Source organism: Siphonobacter curvatus (genome assembly GCF_002943425.1).
Classification (GTDB): Bacteria; Bacteroidota; Bacteroidia; order Cytophagales; family Spirosomataceae; genus Siphonobacter; species Siphonobacter curvatus.
Genome location: NZ_PTRA01000001.1, coordinates 1,240,961 through 1,257,707 on the forward strand (window position 1 = coordinate 1,240,961; position 16,747 = coordinate 1,257,707).

Annotated in this window: 16 protein-coding genes; 12 read left to right on the plus strand and 4 right to left on the minus strand. The window is 47.9% G+C overall.

What is annotated here, in order from left to right; translation table 11 throughout:
* Window positions 1-12 precede the first annotated feature (12 nt).
* Window positions 13-1,002, minus strand: coding sequence for a pyruvate dehydrogenase complex E1 component subunit beta (locus C5O19_RS05000; protein WP_262509714.1), 990 nt, complete (start codon window positions 1,000-1,002; stop codon window positions 13-15).
* Window positions 1,003-1,616: 614 nt separating this feature from the next.
* Between C5O19_RS05000 and C5O19_RS05005 the strand changes: the two genes are divergently transcribed.
* From C5O19_RS05005 to C5O19_RS05025, 5 genes are read left to right on the plus strand one after another with little or no spacing between them, the layout of a single operon-like run.
* A complete protein-coding gene (locus tag C5O19_RS05005) occupies window positions 1,617-1,922 on the plus strand; it encodes a thioredoxin family protein (protein ID WP_104710194.1) in 306 nt (101 codons plus the stop codon).
* Window positions 1,923-1,978: 56 nt separating this feature from the next.
* Window positions 1,979-3,478, plus strand: coding sequence for a GH3 auxin-responsive promoter family protein (locus C5O19_RS05010; RefSeq protein WP_104710196.1), 1,500 nt, complete (start codon window positions 1,979-1,981; stop codon window positions 3,476-3,478).
* 40 nt (window positions 3,479-3,518) lie between these two features.
* Entirely contained in the window at window positions 3,519-4,688 is a 1,170-nt protein-coding gene (locus C5O19_RS05015) for a 1-deoxy-D-xylulose-5-phosphate reductoisomerase (RefSeq protein ID WP_104710198.1), read from the plus strand.
* 16 nt (window positions 4,689-4,704) lie between these two features.
* Entirely contained in the window at window positions 4,705-5,034 is a 330-nt protein-coding gene (locus C5O19_RS05020; protein ID WP_104710199.1) for an L-rhamnose mutarotase, read from the plus strand.
* A gap of 7 nt (window positions 5,035-5,041) precedes the next feature.
* Entirely contained in the window at window positions 5,042-5,659 is a 618-nt protein-coding gene (locus C5O19_RS05025; RefSeq protein ID WP_104710201.1) for an IMPACT family protein, read from the plus strand.
* A gap of 573 nt (window positions 5,660-6,232) precedes the next feature.
* Here the strand turns inward: C5O19_RS05025 and feoB are convergent.
* Both feoB and C5O19_RS05035 read right to left on the minus strand, forming a co-directional pair.
* Window positions 6,233-8,344 carry a ferrous iron transport protein B gene (gene feoB, locus C5O19_RS05030; RefSeq protein WP_104710203.1) on the minus strand — a complete coding sequence of 704 codons (2,112 nt, stop codon included), beginning with the start codon at window positions 8,342-8,344 and terminating at the stop codon, window positions 6,233-6,235.
* 28 nt (window positions 8,345-8,372) lie between these two features.
* Window positions 8,373-8,597, minus strand: coding sequence for a FeoA family protein (locus C5O19_RS05035; protein ID WP_094811348.1), 225 nt, complete (start codon window positions 8,595-8,597; stop codon window positions 8,373-8,375).
* A 308-nt stretch (window positions 8,598-8,905) separates the two neighbouring features.
* Between C5O19_RS05035 and C5O19_RS05040 the strand changes: the two genes are divergently transcribed.
* The 7 genes from C5O19_RS05040 to C5O19_RS05070 all read left to right on the plus strand — a co-directional run bounded on the left by C5O19_RS05040 (window position 8,906) and on the right by C5O19_RS05070 (window position 15,454).
* Window positions 8,906-9,568 (plus strand): heme exporter protein CcmB, encoded by a 663-nt coding sequence (locus C5O19_RS05040; protein ID WP_094811346.1) that lies wholly within the window; start codon window positions 8,906-8,908, stop codon window positions 9,566-9,568.
* A 60-nt stretch (window positions 9,569-9,628) separates the two neighbouring features.
* A complete protein-coding gene (gene ccsA, locus C5O19_RS05045) occupies window positions 9,629-10,264 on the plus strand; it encodes a cytochrome c biogenesis protein CcsA (RefSeq protein ID WP_243406328.1) in 636 nt (211 codons plus the stop codon).
* Window positions 10,265-10,387: 123 nt separating this feature from the next.
* Window positions 10,388-10,597, plus strand: coding sequence for a CcmD family protein (locus C5O19_RS05050; RefSeq protein ID WP_094811378.1), 210 nt, complete (start codon window positions 10,388-10,390; stop codon window positions 10,595-10,597).
* Between the two features lie 51 nt (window positions 10,598-10,648).
* A complete protein-coding gene (locus tag C5O19_RS05055) occupies window positions 10,649-11,068 on the plus strand; it encodes a cytochrome c maturation protein CcmE domain-containing protein (RefSeq protein ID WP_094811342.1) in 420 nt (139 codons plus the stop codon).
* 68 nt (window positions 11,069-11,136) lie between these two features.
* The gene (ccsA, locus tag C5O19_RS05060; RefSeq protein ID WP_104710205.1) at window positions 11,137-13,740 is read left to right on the plus strand and encodes a cytochrome c biogenesis protein CcsA; all 2,604 of its coding nucleotides are present in this window, start codon (window positions 11,137-11,139) and stop codon (window positions 13,738-13,740) included.
* A gap of 4 nt (window positions 13,741-13,744) precedes the next feature.
* Complete coding sequence (locus tag C5O19_RS05065; protein WP_104710208.1) at window positions 13,745-13,981, plus strand: hypothetical protein; 237 nt, start codon at window positions 13,745-13,747, stop codon at window positions 13,979-13,981.
* 138 nt (window positions 13,982-14,119) lie between these two features.
* Window positions 14,120-15,454 carry a hemolysin family protein gene (locus C5O19_RS05070; protein ID WP_104710210.1) on the plus strand — a complete coding sequence of 445 codons (1,335 nt, stop codon included), beginning with the start codon at window positions 14,120-14,122 and terminating at the stop codon, window positions 15,452-15,454.
* A gap of 406 nt (window positions 15,455-15,860) precedes the next feature.
* On the opposite strand, the gene C5O19_RS05075 is transcribed toward C5O19_RS05070, so the two are convergent.
* Window positions 15,861-16,688 (minus strand): hypothetical protein, encoded by an 828-nt coding sequence (locus tag C5O19_RS05075; RefSeq protein WP_133163302.1) that lies wholly within the window; start codon window positions 16,686-16,688, stop codon window positions 15,861-15,863.
* Window positions 16,689-16,747: the final 59 nt, after the last annotated feature.

A 16,747-nucleotide genomic window follows, 5' to 3' on the forward strand; every position in this document is an offset into this window, starting at 1 on the left:
GATGTATCGGTACTAGTTACGGTAGAGTACTGATTTTACTGCTGAAACGACTCGCTTTGCGTTAGGAAGAACTTCTTCAATCAGCGTAGGAGCGTAGGGCAGGGGAACGTCACGGCTCGTGACGCGGGCAACGGGAGCGTCGAGGTAATCGAACGCGTAGCGTTGCAGGTGGTAAGCCACTTCGGCCGAAATAGAAGCCAGCGGAGCCGCTTCTTCGACAACAACGCAACGGTTGGTTTTCTTGATCGATTTCACTAAAGTGCCATAGTCAATCGGACGAACCGAACGAAGGTCAATCAGTTCCACGGAAATACCTTCTTTCTGTAATTCTTCGATGGCTGGCATCACGATCCGGGGGATCACTTTACCAAAGCTAACGATGGTTACGTCGGTTCCTTCCCGTTTCACGTCGGCTACGCCAATGGGGATCAGATATTCGCCATCGGGTACTTGGCCTTTGTCGCCGTACATCTGCTCCGATTCCATGAAAATGACCGGATCATTGTCGCGGATAGCTGATTTCAACAAACCTTTGGCATCCGCAGGATTGGAAGGAATCACCACTTTCAAACCCGGCGTATTGGCGTACCAGCTCTCGAAGTTCGACGAGTGCTGGGCTGCCAGCTGACCGGCGTTTCCGGTAGGGCCGCGGAATACGATCGGAGCATTGTACTGACCGCCAGACATTTCATAGATCTTAGCAGCCGAGTTGATCACCTGATCAATAGCTACCAGCGAAAAGTTAAACGTCATGAACTCAATGATCGGACGCAAACCATTGGCCGCCGCTCCTACGCCGATACCGGCGAAGCCTAACTCGGCAATGGGTGTATCGATTACGCGTTCCGGTCCGAATTCGTCAAGCATCCCTTGAGATACCTTGTACGCACCATTGTATTCAGCAACTTCTTCGCCCATCAAAAAAACGCGGGGATCACGTCGCATTTCCTCGCTCATGGCTTCGCGGAGAGCCTCCCGAAATTGTAATTCTCTCATGTTCAAAGTTTCTGTCGTATGTCCAGCTTGAATGTCTTCGTAAAGACCTTCAAAATTAGGAATGGATCAGCAATTGACAAGGTTTCTGCCCCATGATTCCCCATTTATCGTTAAACTTTTACTGGAAGTCCCGTCTAAATTTCTGGGAAAAGCAGTCTTATGACTAAAAAATAGGGAATAAAAAGGGAGGTCGGTAAAATAAATTTTTTTAAAATATAACTATTGCATTATAAAGTAATATTAAACATTGACAATTTTGATTTTTTTTTGTTACTTTGAGAAGAGATTTTAGTAGAATTTTATGCTTACGTTTTTAAGTCGGCTAAGCTTTTCTAACCGGGCGATGCGGTGACTTGAAACAAATTACCCCCCTCCATTGAACTGAAAACGGGATGAACGAGCCGCCGTTCGATCCTTTGAGTGCCTCGGTAAGATTCTGTTGATCAGGTCTTGCCAACGTTGCGTATTCGGTCTCACGAATATGCAGAAGAGTTAGACTTTGTCGTCAGTGAGTTGGATCCAGAATTAAAGCTGGAAAAGCCAATGAGCTGATCAGGAATGTCGACTGAGTTATTGGCCATTTCAAGTTTCATAGTTCAATCATTTTAATCCGGAATGTTATGACTTTGGAAGAATTTCTCCAGAGCGAAGAGTGCGTGCTGATGTTGATTTTTCAACAATACAGCCCCTCGGTAAGCCAGGCTGAACGAGTGCTGGAAAGCTTCGTAAGTCAGCACCCTAAAGACGCTCGTTTGCTACGAGTAGCTTGTGGCACAGAAGATGAATTATTTAAACGGTATAAAATTCGCTCGAATCCAACCGTGTTGGGCTTGCGTAAGGGTCGGGAAATCTGGCGGCATGAAGGATGTGCCGATGCCCAGACGATGGATCAGGTAGAATCTCGTTTGGTAGGGAATCACGTCTAACTGGTCGAACAACCCAAAGTTTACGTACTTTTGCAGACAGAGCAATTGTCTAGTACATGGTACCCATTCGGTCAGTTTTAGCAAAGCCCGTCGCGGCCTGGGTTATATCAAAGCGTCGTCAGTGGGAACGTAAACCCGCTGAAACGCAGCAGTTTTGGTTAAATAAATTACTGGATTCCGCCCGGAACACCGAGTTTGGGCGGAATCACTTTTTTAAAGACATTCACTCCCACGCTGATTTTCAGCAGGCTGTACCCATTCGGGACTACGAAGCTCTGAAACCTTACGTAGAGAAAGTAACCCACGGCGAGCCGGATATTCTCTGGCCCGGCAAGCCCCTATACTTCGCTAAAACTTCGGGTACTACGTCAGGAATTAAATACATTCCCTTATCCAAAGAATCCATCGGATTTCACATCAACGGAGCCCGCGATGCCCTGTTGAGCTATATTCACGAAACGGGACGCTCGGAGTTTCTGGATAAGAAACTCATTTTTCTTTCGGGAAGTCCGGAAATGACGACTAAACACGGGATTCACGTGGGTCGCCTTTCCGGCATTTCCAATCACCACGTTCCGGGCTACCTGCGAACCAATCAGCTGCCCAGCTGGGAAACCAATTGCATTGACGACTGGGAGACCAAGCTCGACCGGATCATTGACGAGACTATTCACCAGCCCATGTCACTCATCTCGGGTATTCCGCCCTGGGTGCAGATGTACTTTGATCGGATTCAGGCCCGTACGGGTAAGAAAATTAAGGATGTGTTTCCGGATTTTCAGGTGTTTGTATACGGCGGCGTAAATTTCGAGCCGTACCGAGCCAAGCTATACGATTCCATCGGCAAGAAAATCGATTCCATTGAGACGTATCCGGCTTCGGAAGGCTTCATTGCCTATCAGGATAGTCAGGTGCATCCGGGTCTGCTGATGTTACTCAATCAGGGTATTTTCTACGAGTTTATACCGGTGGAGGAATTTTTCACGGAGAAGCCCCGGCGCCTGAGCATTGGCGAAGTGGAAGTAGGCAAGAACTACGCCGTGATCATGAATACCAACGCTGGCCTGTGGGCCTACAACATTGGAGATACGGTGAAGTTCGTTTCCAAGGATCCGTATCGGATTATTGTAACGGGACGGATCAAACACTTCATTTCGGCATTTGGCGAGCACGTGATTGGGGAGGAAGTAGAAAAAGCGATGGCCTACGCCGTAAGTCGTCAGCCCGAAACGCAGGTGGTGGAATTTACAGTAGCTCCGCAGGTAGCCCCCCCGGAGGGCGGTTTGCCGTACCACGAGTGGCTGATTGAGTTTGCCAATCCGCCGCATGATCTGGAGCAGTTCCGCCAGGATCTGGATACAAACCTGACCAAGCTCAACGTGTACTACGACGATTTGATCAGCGGAAATATTCTACAGCGTCTTCAATTGACGTCCTTACGGCGGGGAGCCTTTATTGAGTTTATGAAAAGCCAGGGCAAGTTGGGCGGACAGAATAAAGTACCTCGCCTAGCCAATGACCGTACGGTTGCGGATCAGCTCAAACCACTGGTATAAAACGTAGCGAAAGCCCCCATTTAAAAGAGTACCCATTCGTATGCAAAAACGGAATATTGCCATTCTGGGCTCAACCGGCTCTATTGGTACGCAGGCCCTAGACGTCGTGCGGAGTCACCCGGAAGCTTTTCAGGTAGAAGTCTTATCTGCTCAAAATAACGCAGCTTTACTCATTGAACAGGCGGCTGAGTTCAAGCCGAATGTAGTGGTAATTGGGAATGAAGATCTTTTTCCAACAGTTCAGTCCGCTCTGGAATCACTGGATATAAAAGTCTACTGCGGAATTCAGGCCCTGGCCAGCGTCGTTCAGATGGAAAGTATTGATCTGGTCCTGACCTCCATGGTAGGGTACGCCGGCTTGTTACCCACGCTGAAAGCCATCGAAGCCGGGAAGTCCATCGCTTTGGCGAATAAAGAAACGCTGGTCGTGGCAGGGGAGCTGGTTACAGAAGCCGCCCGGAAAAAAGGCATCAATATTTACCCCGTCGATTCCGAGCATTCGGCCATTTTTCAGTGTCTGGTCGGAGAGTTTCATAATCCCATCGAGAAGATCATTCTGACCGCTTCCGGCGGACCTTTTCGCGGAAAAGACCGGGAGTTTCTGAAAACCGTCACCAAAGCTCAGGCCCTGAAACACCCCAACTGGGTGATGGGAGCCAAGATTACGATCGACTCCGCCAGTCTGATGAACAAAGGCCTGGAAGTCATTGAAGCGAAGTGGCTGTTTGGCCTCGAAGCTCCGCAGATCGAGGTAGTGGTACATCCGCAAAGCATCATCCATTCCCTCGTCCAGTTCGAAGACGGTTCCATGAAGGCTCAGATGGGTTTACCCGATATGCGTTTGCCCATTCAGTTTGCTCTGGGGTACCCCAACCGAATGCCTTCGGATTTTCCCCGCTTCAACTTCATGGATTACCCGACCCTCAGTTTCGAACAGCCGGATGCCAAGACCTTCCGCAATCTGGCCCTGGCTTACGCCGCCCTCGAACGCGGGGGGAACGCCTGCTGCATTCTCAATGCGGCCAATGAAGTAGCAGTAGCCGAGTTTCTGAACGATCGGATTGGTTTTCTGGAAATGTCGGACCTGATTGGCGAATGTCTGGAAAGGGTGTCGTATCAGGCGAATCCCAGCTACGAAGATTACGTACAGACGGATACGGAAACGCGTCGTTTAGCGGCTGAGTTACTAAAATCACACTCTCTATACTAATTAACTGTATTGTTGAATGAAACGCTATACCCTGGCTCTTGACCTGGTAGATGATCCCACTTTGATTGCTGAATACGAACACTACCACGAAGCCATCTGGCCGGAAATTAAGGAAAGTATTCTCGGGCAGGAAGTAACGGCGATGGAAATCTACCGGACGGGTAATCGCCTGTTCATGATTATGGAAGTGACGGATCAATTTTCGTTTGAAGCGAAAGCTGCCGCCGACGCCGCCAATCCGAGAGTACAGGACTGGGAGCAACTGATGTGGAAATACCAACAGGCCATTCCCTCCGCCCAACCCGGTGAAAAATGGGTACTGATGAAAAAAATATTTGCATTATAAATTGTTGATGACCGAAGCAGACGATACCTATCAAACCATTGAGGCACCGGCGGAAGGCCTGTTCAAGGACAAAGGCAGTAAATTCATCGGTTACGCCTATCCTTTGGCAAACGAAGAGGAAGTCAAACAATACATAGCCGAATTGCGAGAGCTACACCCCAAAGCCCGGCACTATTGCTGGGCCTATCGGCTGAGTCCAGACCGGACGGTCTTTCGCGTGAATGATGATGGTGAACCTTCCGGATCGGCGGGGAAGCCCATTCTGAATACACTTTTATCGAATAATCTGACCAATATTTTAGTAGTGGTGGTTCGTTATTTCGGCGGTACGCTATTGGGTGTGCCGGGCTTAATTAACGCGTACAAACAGGCCACGCAGGAAGCCATTCATGCGGCAACTACTGTAGAAAAAACGGTTAATGAAGTATATCGGATTGATTTCGATTATTTGCAAATGAACGATGTCATGAAGGTGATGAAAGATGACAACGTACGCATTTTGAATCAGCAATTCGATAATCAGTGTAGTTTGAAGTTTATGGTTCGGAAGGCTTTATCGGAGTTTATCTTGGGAAAGCTGGAGAAAGTAGAGGGGATAGGGGTTGAATGTATTGAAACAGTATAAAGCCTTTAAGAAATCTACTTTCGACTTCAAGATAAATTTATAATTATTCTGAGAAATAAAATACCTATTTTGAGAAAATAAAGCACAGGTTGAGGTAAAAGAACCCTACTATTATCTGCTTTTATATTGAATAATAAACTGATTATCAGAATTTTATTTAAAATGAAAAGCTAAAACTATCTTTGGCATAAAGCTTTTACCGTTATACGCGTAAACCAAATGTGATAAAACGAAAAACGAAGCACTTGTTTAACTGAGAAAATCCCTGAGGAATTTCAAAAAGTTTAGATAAGGTCATCTCGTCATTCCATGAATAGAGGTTACGACCGTTACTATGGAATGAATACTGGAACCCCTTCATATTGATCACGAAATACACAAGAGATTAGGTTTGAGTACTTGTTAGTTCGACTCCTGAGAGTAAAGCAATAGAAGAAAGGAATACCGGAGAGACAAGCTTCCAGTCGTAAAGGGAAAGATGAGTCACCGTTGAAGTGCTCTAGATACTTTTCCAAGCGTTAGGTTTTTTTGAGAAGTGGCCAGTGATAACTGACCACTTTTCCTTTTTTATGGCTATTTCAAAGCCTGATAGGTAAGCCAGGCGGCCACGTAAGCGATGCCCGTCATATACGCAAACTGAACTGCGGGGTAAAACCAGGACTTCGTTTCGCGGTACGTAGTAGCCAGTGTACTGATGCACATCATGGCGAACACATAAAAGATCAGTAGAGAAAAGGCAACGGCTGGGGTGAAGCGGGGCTCGCCCGTTTCCGGATTGATCTCTGTACGCATTTTGTCTTTTACCGTGTTGGTATCGTCATCACCGCCCAGACTATAAATCGTTGACATTGTTCCAACAAATACCTCGCGGGCGGCGAAGGAGGTTAATAAGGCAATACCAATTTTCCAGTCGTAACCCAAGGGGCGAATCACCGGCTCAATCCAGTGACCGAAACGGCCTGCATACGAAGCTTCGAGTTGGGCCGCGGAGACGGCGTTGTTTAGCTCCTGCTCCGGCAACGTTGGATTTTCGGTCCTGACTTTTTCTTCGGCTTTCTCAAAAGAATCGCCCGGACCATAACTGGCCAGTACCCACAACACAATCGAAATCGCAACGATTACTTTACCAGCCTCCAATACGAAGGCTTTTACGGCATTGTAAACGGATAAGGCTACATGATCGAGACGGGGTAACTGAAAGACGGGCATTTCCATAATAAAGAAGCTCCGTTCTTTCACTTTCAGAATCTTTTTCATCACCCAGGCCGAAAGCAAGGCCGAAACAAAGCCGAGCAGGTATAAAGCCATTAAAGCAAAACCCTGTAGATTGAAAACCCCCAGGATCGTCCGATCGGGTACTACCAGTCCAATCATAATGGTGAAGATAGGCAGACGGGCTGAGCAGCTCATCAAGGGCGTTACCATGATCGTGATGAGGCGGTCTTTCCAGCTTTGAATGGTCCGCGTACCCATGATGGCGGGTACGGCACAGGCCACGCTCGAAATCAGCGGTACTACGCTTCGTCCGTTCAAGCCGACACTTCGCATGAGTTTGTCCATCAGCACCATCACGCGGGCCATATAGCCGGATTCTTCGAGTAAAGAAATAAATACGAACAGAAAGGCGATTTGTGGAATGAAGACGACCACTCCGCCAATCCCGGCAAGTAATCCATCGGTAAGCAGGCTGGTAAGCATACTGTCGGGTAAGACCGATTTCACCCATTCATTGAGGGACGCCATGCCCGTATCAATCCAGTCCATCGGGTATTCCGCCAGCGAAAAGATGGATTGGAAAATGAGGAAAAGAATACCAAAGAAAACAGCGTATCCCCAGACCGGGTGCAGCAAAATTTTATCCAGCCGGGTCGTGAACGTTTCCTTCAGTTCACCATCTTTTTTACGAACGGCCGCATCGGCGATTTTACCCAATAGAGCGTACCGATCGACCGTTTCTTTGGCCTGAAAATCCGTGTGCTGAAAGCTATGTCGCTGGTTAATGGCCTGTAACTGAGAACGATTCTCAGTAGTCAGAAAGCGTAATTTTTCGGCCTGGCCAGCCATCAGCATGGCTAGATAGCTGTTATTGACACCGAATTTTTCCTTGACTTCTTCCAGGAAATCCTTGGATACACTCTCGAACTGCATGGTAGGCTTGGGCCGTTCGGCGTGTTCGAGTAATTCGCCCTTGATGGTAAACTTCAAATTATCGAGTCCCTCCGCCGATTTTGCGTTAATGAGCACCACCGGAACACCCAGACGGGATGATAATAATTCCGGGTCGAGCGTCAATCCGTGAGCTTCCGCCACGTCCACCATATTCAGGGCCAGAATGGTATGAAAGCCCAGATCGGCCACCTGACTAAACAGGAGCAGGTTACGCTTCAGGTTAGAAGCATCGGCTACGACCACGACTACATCAGGATAATCGTTGCTGGAAGGGTTGGCCAGTACATCCAATACGACCTGTTCATCGAGCGACTTCGGGTACAAACTATATGTACCGGGTAAATCGACCACCGTAGCATCCGTATTTTTATCCAGACGCGTCAGGCCTGCTTTCCGATCAACGGTTACGCCGGGAAAGTTTCCGGTTTTTTGCCGGAGGCCCGTTAAGGCATTGAAAAGGGTAGTTTTGCCGCAGTTCGGATTGCCGACTAACGCAATGATGGGGGTATCTGCCATTACTTACTAATCAAAGCTCGGGAAAGAGTTACTGCAATTCCACCACTGCAGCTTCATCGAGCCGCAGCGAAAGAATATAATCGCCGACCTGCAGACAAATCGGATCGCCCAGGGGAGCAATGGCCGTCAGCCGGATTTCCGTACCGGGCAGGCACCCCATCTCCAACAGTTTCAAAGCCAGAATCGTATCTTTAAACCCGGCAATAATTCCTTTTTCACCGATTCGTAGCTGGGATAAATTCCGTTGCGACATAGTTTTTACTTCCTTCCGAAAACTGTACTACTATTTGGATTCATTCTAAACGAGGGTCAAAAATAGAAAATAGTTCCCAACCCGAACCAGATTTTTTCACATTCGCTTCATTTTGGAGTAAAGTCAGACCCTACTGATCGAAAGGCAATGCTTCCCGCCAAACAAGACCAGCAATCCCGACAGTTTTATAAAAAATACAACCAACCAGCCGAATTGTACCGTACCTTTGTAGGAAAGTACAGGAAGGTAAAAGGCGGCTGAAACCGGAGGCATTTGCCAATCCTTTTGGCTGAACGAGTAAAACCAGTATGCGGGAAGTTAACGCTCTGATAGCGAAAGAAATACGTCTCGAATGGAGGCAACGAAACGCCCTTAATGGGATGTTGTTATATTTGGTGAGTACTATTTTTGTGTGCTACCTCAGCTTTCGTTTGAAGTCCAATCGACTGGAGCCGCTTACCTGGAATACCCTCTTCTGGATCATTCAGTTGTTTACCGCCGTGAGTGCCATTGCCAAGAGCTTTACGCAGGAGCGGGCCGGACGACTGCTCTACTACTACACGCTGGCGAGTCCGGTCGGAATCATCCTTTCCAAGATGATTTACAATACGGTGCTGATGCTGGGTTTGTCCGTACTGGGCTTCGGCATTTATGCGTTTGTGATGGGGAACCCGGTAGGGGATGTCGGAATGTATTTGGTGGCGATTGTACTCGGCGCCCTGGGGTTTGCCGGAACGCTAACGATGGTGGCCGGTATTGCCAGCAAGGCCGAGAATTCGCCGACGCTGATGTCCGTGCTGAGTTTTCCTATAATCCTTCCCATGTTACTGATGTTGCTGAAGCTCTCCAAGAATGCCCTCGATGGGCTTGACTGGGGTTCCAGCAGCGATGAAATACTCACTTTATTGGCACTAAACGGCATTGTCTGGGTACTGTCCCTGATTCTGTTTCCGTTTATCTGGAAAAGCTGAGTAATGTTTTAGTATTCTAATCATTGACGGATCAAGATGGCCTGGTGGAAGTACCTTTGTATGTTATTGCTTTTTTACGTGTATACGGGAGGTCTGCTGCTGCCCATTCCGCACCAGCCGATTCTTTACGAAACCGCCCGTAACCTTTATTTTCACGTACCGCTGTGGTTTGCGATGATTCTGCTGCTGGTCCTGTCGGTCTGGTATGCCATCAAGTACTTGCGGAAGGGAGAGATTGACGATGATATTCAGTCGGTGGAGCTAGCCAATACGGGATTGATTTTCGGAATTCTAGGTTTCATTACGGGAGCCATCTGGGGGAATTATACCTGGGGTAGTCCGCTACCGCAGGACCCAAAGTTGCTTTCCACCGAAATTGCCATGCTGATTTACCTGGCTTATTGGGTACTGCGGGGCTCTTTCCGTGACGAACAACAACGGGCCCGCATCTCGGCGGTATACAACATTTTTGCCTTTGCTGCCTTTATTCCGCTGACGATCATTTTGCCGCGACTGGCTTCTAATTCACTCCATCCCGGCAATGGTAGTAACCCCGGTTTCAAGATTTACGATTCCGACCACAAAATGAAGCTGGTTTTTTACCCGGCAGTGATCGGGATGATTCTGCTCGGGTACTGGATTTCGTCCCTGCGGATTCGCTACCGGCGTTTGAACGAAATTGTAGAAAATAAGTAAGCAAAGTCATTGTGAGTACCCGTGATTTGGACTCATTTTGTAGCGTTAAAAAAGTTAATGGGTTGTCTGGAATCGTATTCATTACCTTACCCTTGAACGCGTGATCGGATGCCCCCCTCATTCATGAAAAAAGCAGGATTATTTTTATTGTTAAGCCTCTTGTCGGGCAACCTTTTTGCTCAGCAGGATGTTGAAATGGCCGATACCATGCGTTCCAACGGAAAAATCTTCGTGGTAGTGGCCGTGATTGCGGTCGTACTCATCGGGTTGATTCTGTACCTGCTGAACCTGGATCGGAAGCTTTCCCGTCTGGAGAAAGAGATTAAACATTAGTCGTACCTCTCATTGCTTGCAAACCGCAACGTTATCCTTTCGAGCAAACAAATGAAAAAAATACACCTCTTAGGTATTGCCGTGATTGCTGCGGCTATTTTCATTCTTCTCTCTACCGCTGGTGATGCCAGTACGTACGTTGATTTCGCCAAAGCCGAGTCTATGGCTAAGGAAGGCAACGAAAGTAAAGTACACGTGGTAGGCAATCTGAAAAAAGATCCTTCCGGTAAAATTCTGGATATGGAGTACAATCCAGCCGTAAATGCTAACCTGCTGACGTTCTCGCTGGTGGATGATCTGGGCGTAGAGCGTACCGTTATTTACCACGAACCCAAACCCCAGGATATTGAAAAGTCCGAGAAAGTAGTGGTGGTGGGCCGGATGCAAAACGGTGTATTTGCCTGCGATCAGGTATTGCTGAAATGCCCCTCCAAATACAACGATGCCAAAGCCCCAACGGCGATGAAATAAATTGATGGGCGAAGGCAGGAATTCATCATTTCTGCCTTCGCCCATTCACGCATTCTATCCTAACATTTATGCATTACTGGATTGGAAATACGGGCCACTTAGCCATTCTGACTTCGTTTATTACGGCGTTGGTGGCAACGTTTGCCTACGTAAAAGCTTCCCAGAATACCCTGGAGGCCAGTTCCTGGCAGCGGTTTGCCCGCTACTCCTTCTATGCCCATGCAGTAGCCGTAGTGACGGTGGTCGTCAGTCTGTACTGGATCATCTATAACCACTACTACGAGTACCACTACGCCTGGGATAACTCCTCGCGTTCGTTGCCGGCTTATTACGTGATATCCAGTTTCTGGCAGGATCAGGAAGGGAGTTTTCTACTCTGGATTTTCTGGCTGGCGATGATTGGCCTTACGCTGATTGCGTATTTCGGCAAAAGTAAAAACGAAGGCAAGGTACGCTTTGAAGCCCCAACCATGGCCGTATTTGGTCTGGTACAGGCTTTCCTTTGCTCCATGATTCTGGGCGTAGTCATTCCCGGATTGGAGATGAAAATTGGTTCATCGCCCTTCCTGCTCTTACGCGAAGCTCACCCCGAGTGGCCGGTTTGGGCCTTGAAACCCAACTTTATTCCGGAAGATGGCAACGGCTTGAATCCCCTGCTCCAGAATCCCTGGATGGTGATTCACCCGCCGACCTTGTTCCTGGGGTATGCCCTGACGCTGGTTCCTTTTGCTTTTTGCATTGCTGGCTTATGGCGGAAAGAGTATAAAAGCTGGATCAAACCGGCTTTGCCCTGGACGGCTTTAGGTTCGCTGATTTTGGGCGTGGGTATCATGATGGGAGCCATCTGGGCCTATGAAACGCTGAACTTCGGTGGTTACTGGAACTGGGATCCTGTAGAAAATGGTATCTACGTACCCTGGTTGGTACTGGTAGCAGCTCTGCACACCTTGATCATTTATCAGACCAACAAGAGTACGCTTAAGATTTCCAGCATTCTGATTATCGCTCAGTTTATCCTGATTCTGTACGCGACGTTTATGACGCGGAGTGGTATTCTGGGAAATGCGTCCGTCCACTCGTTTACGGATTTAGGACTCTCGGGTCAGTTATTGATTTACTTGCTAACATTCACGGTAGGTGCCATTGCCTTACTGGCCTGGCGTTGGAAAGATATACCGAGTTCCGACAAGGAAATCTCTACGTATAGCCGTGAATTCTGGATTTTCTGTGGGGCGACGGTGATCTGTCTGGCCGCATTCCAGGTTATTGCGACGACGTCCATTCCCGTATACAATGCCCTGGTCGCTAACTTTGGAATCAAGTCAAACCTGGCTCTGCCCGCTGATCAGGTGAAGCACTATACGGATTTCCAGCTTTGGTTCTTCGTGGTTATCGTTATTCTAAACGCCATCGGTCAGTACTTCTGGTGGGGCAAGGTGAAAACGGAACAGAAGGCCACCGCGGTTGAAAATGAGGTACTCGTGACCCGGGGGATGAGTTTCAATCTGGGTCCCTGGGAGGTATTCTCAACACCCTTGATGATTACACTGATGTTGACGGCTATCCTGCTCGTTGCGATGCAGATGGGAGCCTGGAACTGGGTATACATCGTTTTACTGCTGGCAGCGGTATTCTCGCTGGTGATCAACTTCTCGACTATTCTAACGGTTCTGAAGGGCAAATGGCAGCTTTCGGGCGGAGCCGTATCGCACATTGGCGTAGCTCTGATGCTGGTTGGTATTTTGTTCTCTTCGGGTTATTCGAAAATCGTATCCCAGAATAAATCAGGTTTGATTATCTTCAATAGCAAGGAAGTTGATACGAAAGAAAACGTAGAAAATCAGTTGCTTTGGATGAACCAGCCCCAACAACTGGATAAGTACTTAGTGACGTACAAAGGACAGTTTATTGAGGCCCGCGACGTACCCGGTTATCTGCCCAAATCTTCCGTGGAGCTGATTGAAAACGATTTCCACGCCGTAGCAAAACAAGATATTGTGAAGGATGGAAAAACGTACCACAAGAAAGGCGATACGCTGGCGGTATTCCCCGAAAACACGTATTACGAAGTTGAGTATCGGCAGCAGGATGGAAAGATTTTCAGTCTGTACCCCCGCGTACAGGTGAATCCTCGGATGGGTAACGCCGTTTCACCATCGATTCGTCACGAGTTAACCCGCGATGTATACACGCACATTACGGATGCTCCAATGCCGAACCAGGAAAAACAGTGGAGCCCCACTGAAACGCAGTCGGTATCGGTAGGCGATACTTTGATTTTGAACGATTACGTAGCGATTTTCCGGGGTATCGAACCCATCCGTCAGGTTGATGGCATTGAGTTAGGTCCGCAGGATGCTGCCGTACAGGCTCAGATTGATGTATTCGACAAGAGTGGCCGGAGTGTACCCATCAAGCCAACGTACTTCATTAAAGACCGTACAGTAGGGTTAAAAGCTGCCACCAGCGATGAACTGGGCCTACGCATTCAGCTCGCTCAGATTGATCCCAAAACGGGCCTATTCTCGTTTAACATCAATACCACGCAGCGAGATTACATCGTCATGAAAGCGATTGAAAAACCGCATATCAATCTGCTCTGGATCGGTACGGGTCTGCTCGTCGTGGGTATGTTCCTTTCTACTACTCGTCGTTTTAAAGAAAGTAAGTAGTACAATGAAAGGTTTTACGCTGAAAGAAATCCTGTTACTCTCGGCCAGTCTGGGATTTTTGATGATCTGGGTGAGTGAACTCATCGCCGGAGTAGTCAGTTGGAAAGAGTCGTATTTCTGGCTAATGTTTTCCATTGTTTCCCTGCTGGGGTTTCAATATTATAAAAACCGGCGAATGGCAAAAGAACGAAATGCTTCGCCACCCGTAGTACCCGATGTAAAAACGAAAAAGAAAAAATAAGATAAAACCCCACTTCCTTGGAAGTGGGGTTTTTCTGTAGAAAGCTCGAAAAAAAGCTTCGAAGCTTTCGCGTACGCAACTTCACGGAAAACGCGTATTTTGCACCAAACTTCCGCAGGCAGCTGCCTGTGTTACCGGATGACTTCCCAGGAATTTCTCATTATCCTTATTTCCATGTTGGCCTCTGCCTTTTTCTCGGGCATTGAAATGGCTTACGTATCCGCCAATAAACTGTACTTCGAACTTCAGGCCAAGCAGGGCGTAGTAACGGGGCAGATTATGTCAGCCTTTCTCAAACAACCGTCCAAGTTTATCGGTACGATGCTGATCGGCAACACGCTGGCACTGGTCGTATACGGGATTTACATGGAAGGTTTTCTGCACCATGAATTCGAACTCTGGCTCTCGCAATTACCGGATTCTCTGAGTTTTCTTAATAACGATCTAATCCGTATTCTGCTGCCTGCCTTGCTGGCAACGATTCTAATTCTGGCCGTGGCCGAGTTTACGCCGAAATCCTTGTTTCTGCTGAATCCGGACGTGTTTCTTGAAGTACTGGCTATCCCCATCTGGCTGGTGTATTACGCGATGTATCCGCTGGTATTTGCGATCGTATCGGCTTCCCGGTGGTTTATTGTCAATGTGTTACGGCTGAATTATTCGGAAGTGAAGCCTATTTTCGGGGTAACGGACTTGTCCAATTACCTGGAAAATATCAACGTTCCCGAAGGGAAAAAAGAAGAAGTAGCCGATGTGGATACTAAAATCTTCAATAATGCTCTGGAGTTCCGGCAGGTGAAAGTTCGGGATTGTATGATTCCCCGCACGGAAATCGTAGCCGTGGATATTGAAGAAGGTATGAAAGGCCTGAAAAAGATGCTACAAGAGAGCGGCCATTCGAAGATTCTGGTGTACCGCGAAACGATTGAAGACGTTGTTGGATACTGTCACGGGCTGGCGTTATTCAAGAAACCCAAGGATATTGAAAGTATACTGAATCCGATTTTGATTGTACCGGAAGCCATGTCGGCTCAGGATTTGATGATCAAGTTTACGCAGGAACGCAAAAGTGTGGCTCTGGTCGTAGACGAGTTTGGCGGTACTTCCGGACTAGTGAGTCTGGAAGATATTATCGAGCAGATTTTTGGCGATATTCAGGACGAATACGACGACTCGGAAGACTGGGTAGAAAAGAAAATCGATGATCGCACGTACTTGCTTTCGGCCCGTCACGAAATCGATTACCTCAATGATAAGTACGGCTGGAATTTTCCCGAGGGCGATTACGATACACTGGGTGGCCTGATTATTACGGTAAACGAAGACTTACCCCAGACGAATGAGGTAGTGATTTTGTATCCGTTCCAGTTCCAAATCATGGAAATGAAAGATGCCCGAATCGACACAGTGAAATTGACCATTACCGGAGCGATTCCGGAGGAGCGGAAACCTTCGAAGGAAATCCGGCATTAGGGTAAGTTTGAAGATGGTTTGAAACGTCTGAAGGTATGAGCTATTCCTAATGGGGCCGTTTTATCTAATTCGATACCGTTGCGGCTGTTTAAAAGAGTTTGCGGCGATTAATGAACGCGATAGACGTCTGGTTTCGCTTAGAGTTACTCTCAGGCCAGGGGATTTACCCCTGGCTATTTTTATTGAACCCCTTCTGGGTTGCTCCTTGATAGAATTGAATGCGATGTGAGCAAAAGGCTATCAGGGTATTCTTAAGACAGTTTAACACTGCTGAAAAGTGGGTACTAGTTGGGGAACTTGCATCAGTGAGCCTACTCAGTCGGGAATCCCTAACCCCGAAGGGGTTCAATGCCAATAGCCCCGTATGCAATGCGGGGCCAACTTCAAACTTCTCAAACCAGACCTCTTACAACAACCAGAACGGAAGTAGGAAAATCCCGTCGCCGATCCAGCGATACCGTTCATTCGTGAGATAAAACGGATAATCCCGGCGAATTTCAACCAATACCAGACTCATTAATAGTTCGGTAAAGGCAAACCGACGTTGGAAGGGAAGTACTTCCGTAAAACTGATGAACAGAAAAAGAACGGCAATACCTCCAATAATCAGATACATCAATAAATCCGGAATTCCGTCGCGGAGTAGACTGGCTAAATTGGAGGCGTAGAGTTTTCCCGACTGCGTCTCCATCCACGAAAACAGAATCAGATTCTGAAAAGCAATCAGGACGAACATCACCGCTAGGGCCTGATCCTGCCAGGGAATAAGTCGCTGTTGCGTAAACGCCACCCCCCAAACCCCAGCTGCGTAAACGCAGGCCGTAATGGGTTCCTTCAGCAGATACATTTTACTTTTCGGAGCCAGTTTGTTAACCATCAGCAGGTACAACCCGACCAGCACACTTAAAATAAGGCCGAAACGGATCAGCGGGAAGGGAAGAAACAAAGTCAAGATTCCAGCCAGTACGGCCACCCCCGCTGATACTTTCCAGAACAGATCGGCGTGCTGAGCGTGAAACTGGTGACGGGGCGTCGCCGGAATGGGTTTCTTGCGAACATCAAGTAGCCGATCTACCGTATAAATCAGCCATACCGTAAGCGTCAGTACTGCAATGGCTGTATAGTTAATCTCACCCTTGCCGTCCGGCAGCCGACTGGCAGCGGCGGCACAAAGGGCTGCACCCGCCGCTACATCGAGGTTAAGCCAGTGAAGTTGTTGTAATACTGATCGCACTCCCAAAACTAAAATCTTTAATAAACCCCAAAAGTAGGAAGTCTTTTCAAGGCGAAAGC

What these genes read in the sequence shown, in the direction of transcription:
- C5O19_RS05005 (WP_104710194.1), top strand. Translation starts at nt 1,617, where the DNA reads ATGACTTTGGAAGAATTTCTCCAGAGCGAAGAGTGCGTGCTGATGTTG.
- C5O19_RS05010 (WP_104710196.1), top strand. Translation starts at nt 1,979, where the DNA reads ATGGTACCCATTCGGTCAGTTTTAGCAAAGCCCGTCGCGGCCTGGGTT.
- C5O19_RS05015 (WP_104710198.1), top strand. Translation starts at nt 3,519, where the DNA reads ATGCAAAAACGGAATATTGCCATTCTGGGCTCAACCGGCTCTATTGGT.
- C5O19_RS05020 (WP_104710199.1), top strand. Translation starts at nt 4,705, where the DNA reads ATGAAACGCTATACCCTGGCTCTTGACCTGGTAGATGATCCCACTTTG.
- C5O19_RS05025 (WP_104710201.1), top strand. Translation starts at nt 5,042, where the DNA reads ATGACCGAAGCAGACGATACCTATCAAACCATTGAGGCACCGGCGGAA.
- feoB (WP_104710203.1), bottom strand. Translation starts at nt 8,344, where the DNA reads ATGGCAGATACCCCCATCATTGCGTTAGTCGGCAATCCGAACTGCGGC.
- C5O19_RS05035 (WP_094811348.1), bottom strand. Translation starts at nt 8,597, where the DNA reads ATGTCGCAACGGAATTTATCCCAGCTACGAATCGGTGAAAAAGGAATT.
- C5O19_RS05040 (WP_094811346.1), top strand. Translation starts at nt 8,906, where the DNA reads ATGCGGGAAGTTAACGCTCTGATAGCGAAAGAAATACGTCTCGAATGG.
- ccsA (WP_243406328.1), top strand. Translation starts at nt 9,629, where the DNA reads ATGTTATTGCTTTTTTACGTGTATACGGGAGGTCTGCTGCTGCCCATT.
- C5O19_RS05050 (WP_094811378.1), top strand. Translation starts at nt 10,388, where the DNA reads ATGAAAAAAGCAGGATTATTTTTATTGTTAAGCCTCTTGTCGGGCAAC.
- C5O19_RS05055 (WP_094811342.1), top strand. Translation starts at nt 10,649, where the DNA reads ATGAAAAAAATACACCTCTTAGGTATTGCCGTGATTGCTGCGGCTATT.
- ccsA (WP_104710205.1), top strand. Translation starts at nt 11,137, where the DNA reads ATGCATTACTGGATTGGAAATACGGGCCACTTAGCCATTCTGACTTCG.
- C5O19_RS05065 (WP_104710208.1), top strand. Translation starts at nt 13,745, where the DNA reads ATGAAAGGTTTTACGCTGAAAGAAATCCTGTTACTCTCGGCCAGTCTG.
- C5O19_RS05070 (WP_104710210.1), top strand. Translation starts at nt 14,120, where the DNA reads ATGACTTCCCAGGAATTTCTCATTATCCTTATTTCCATGTTGGCCTCT.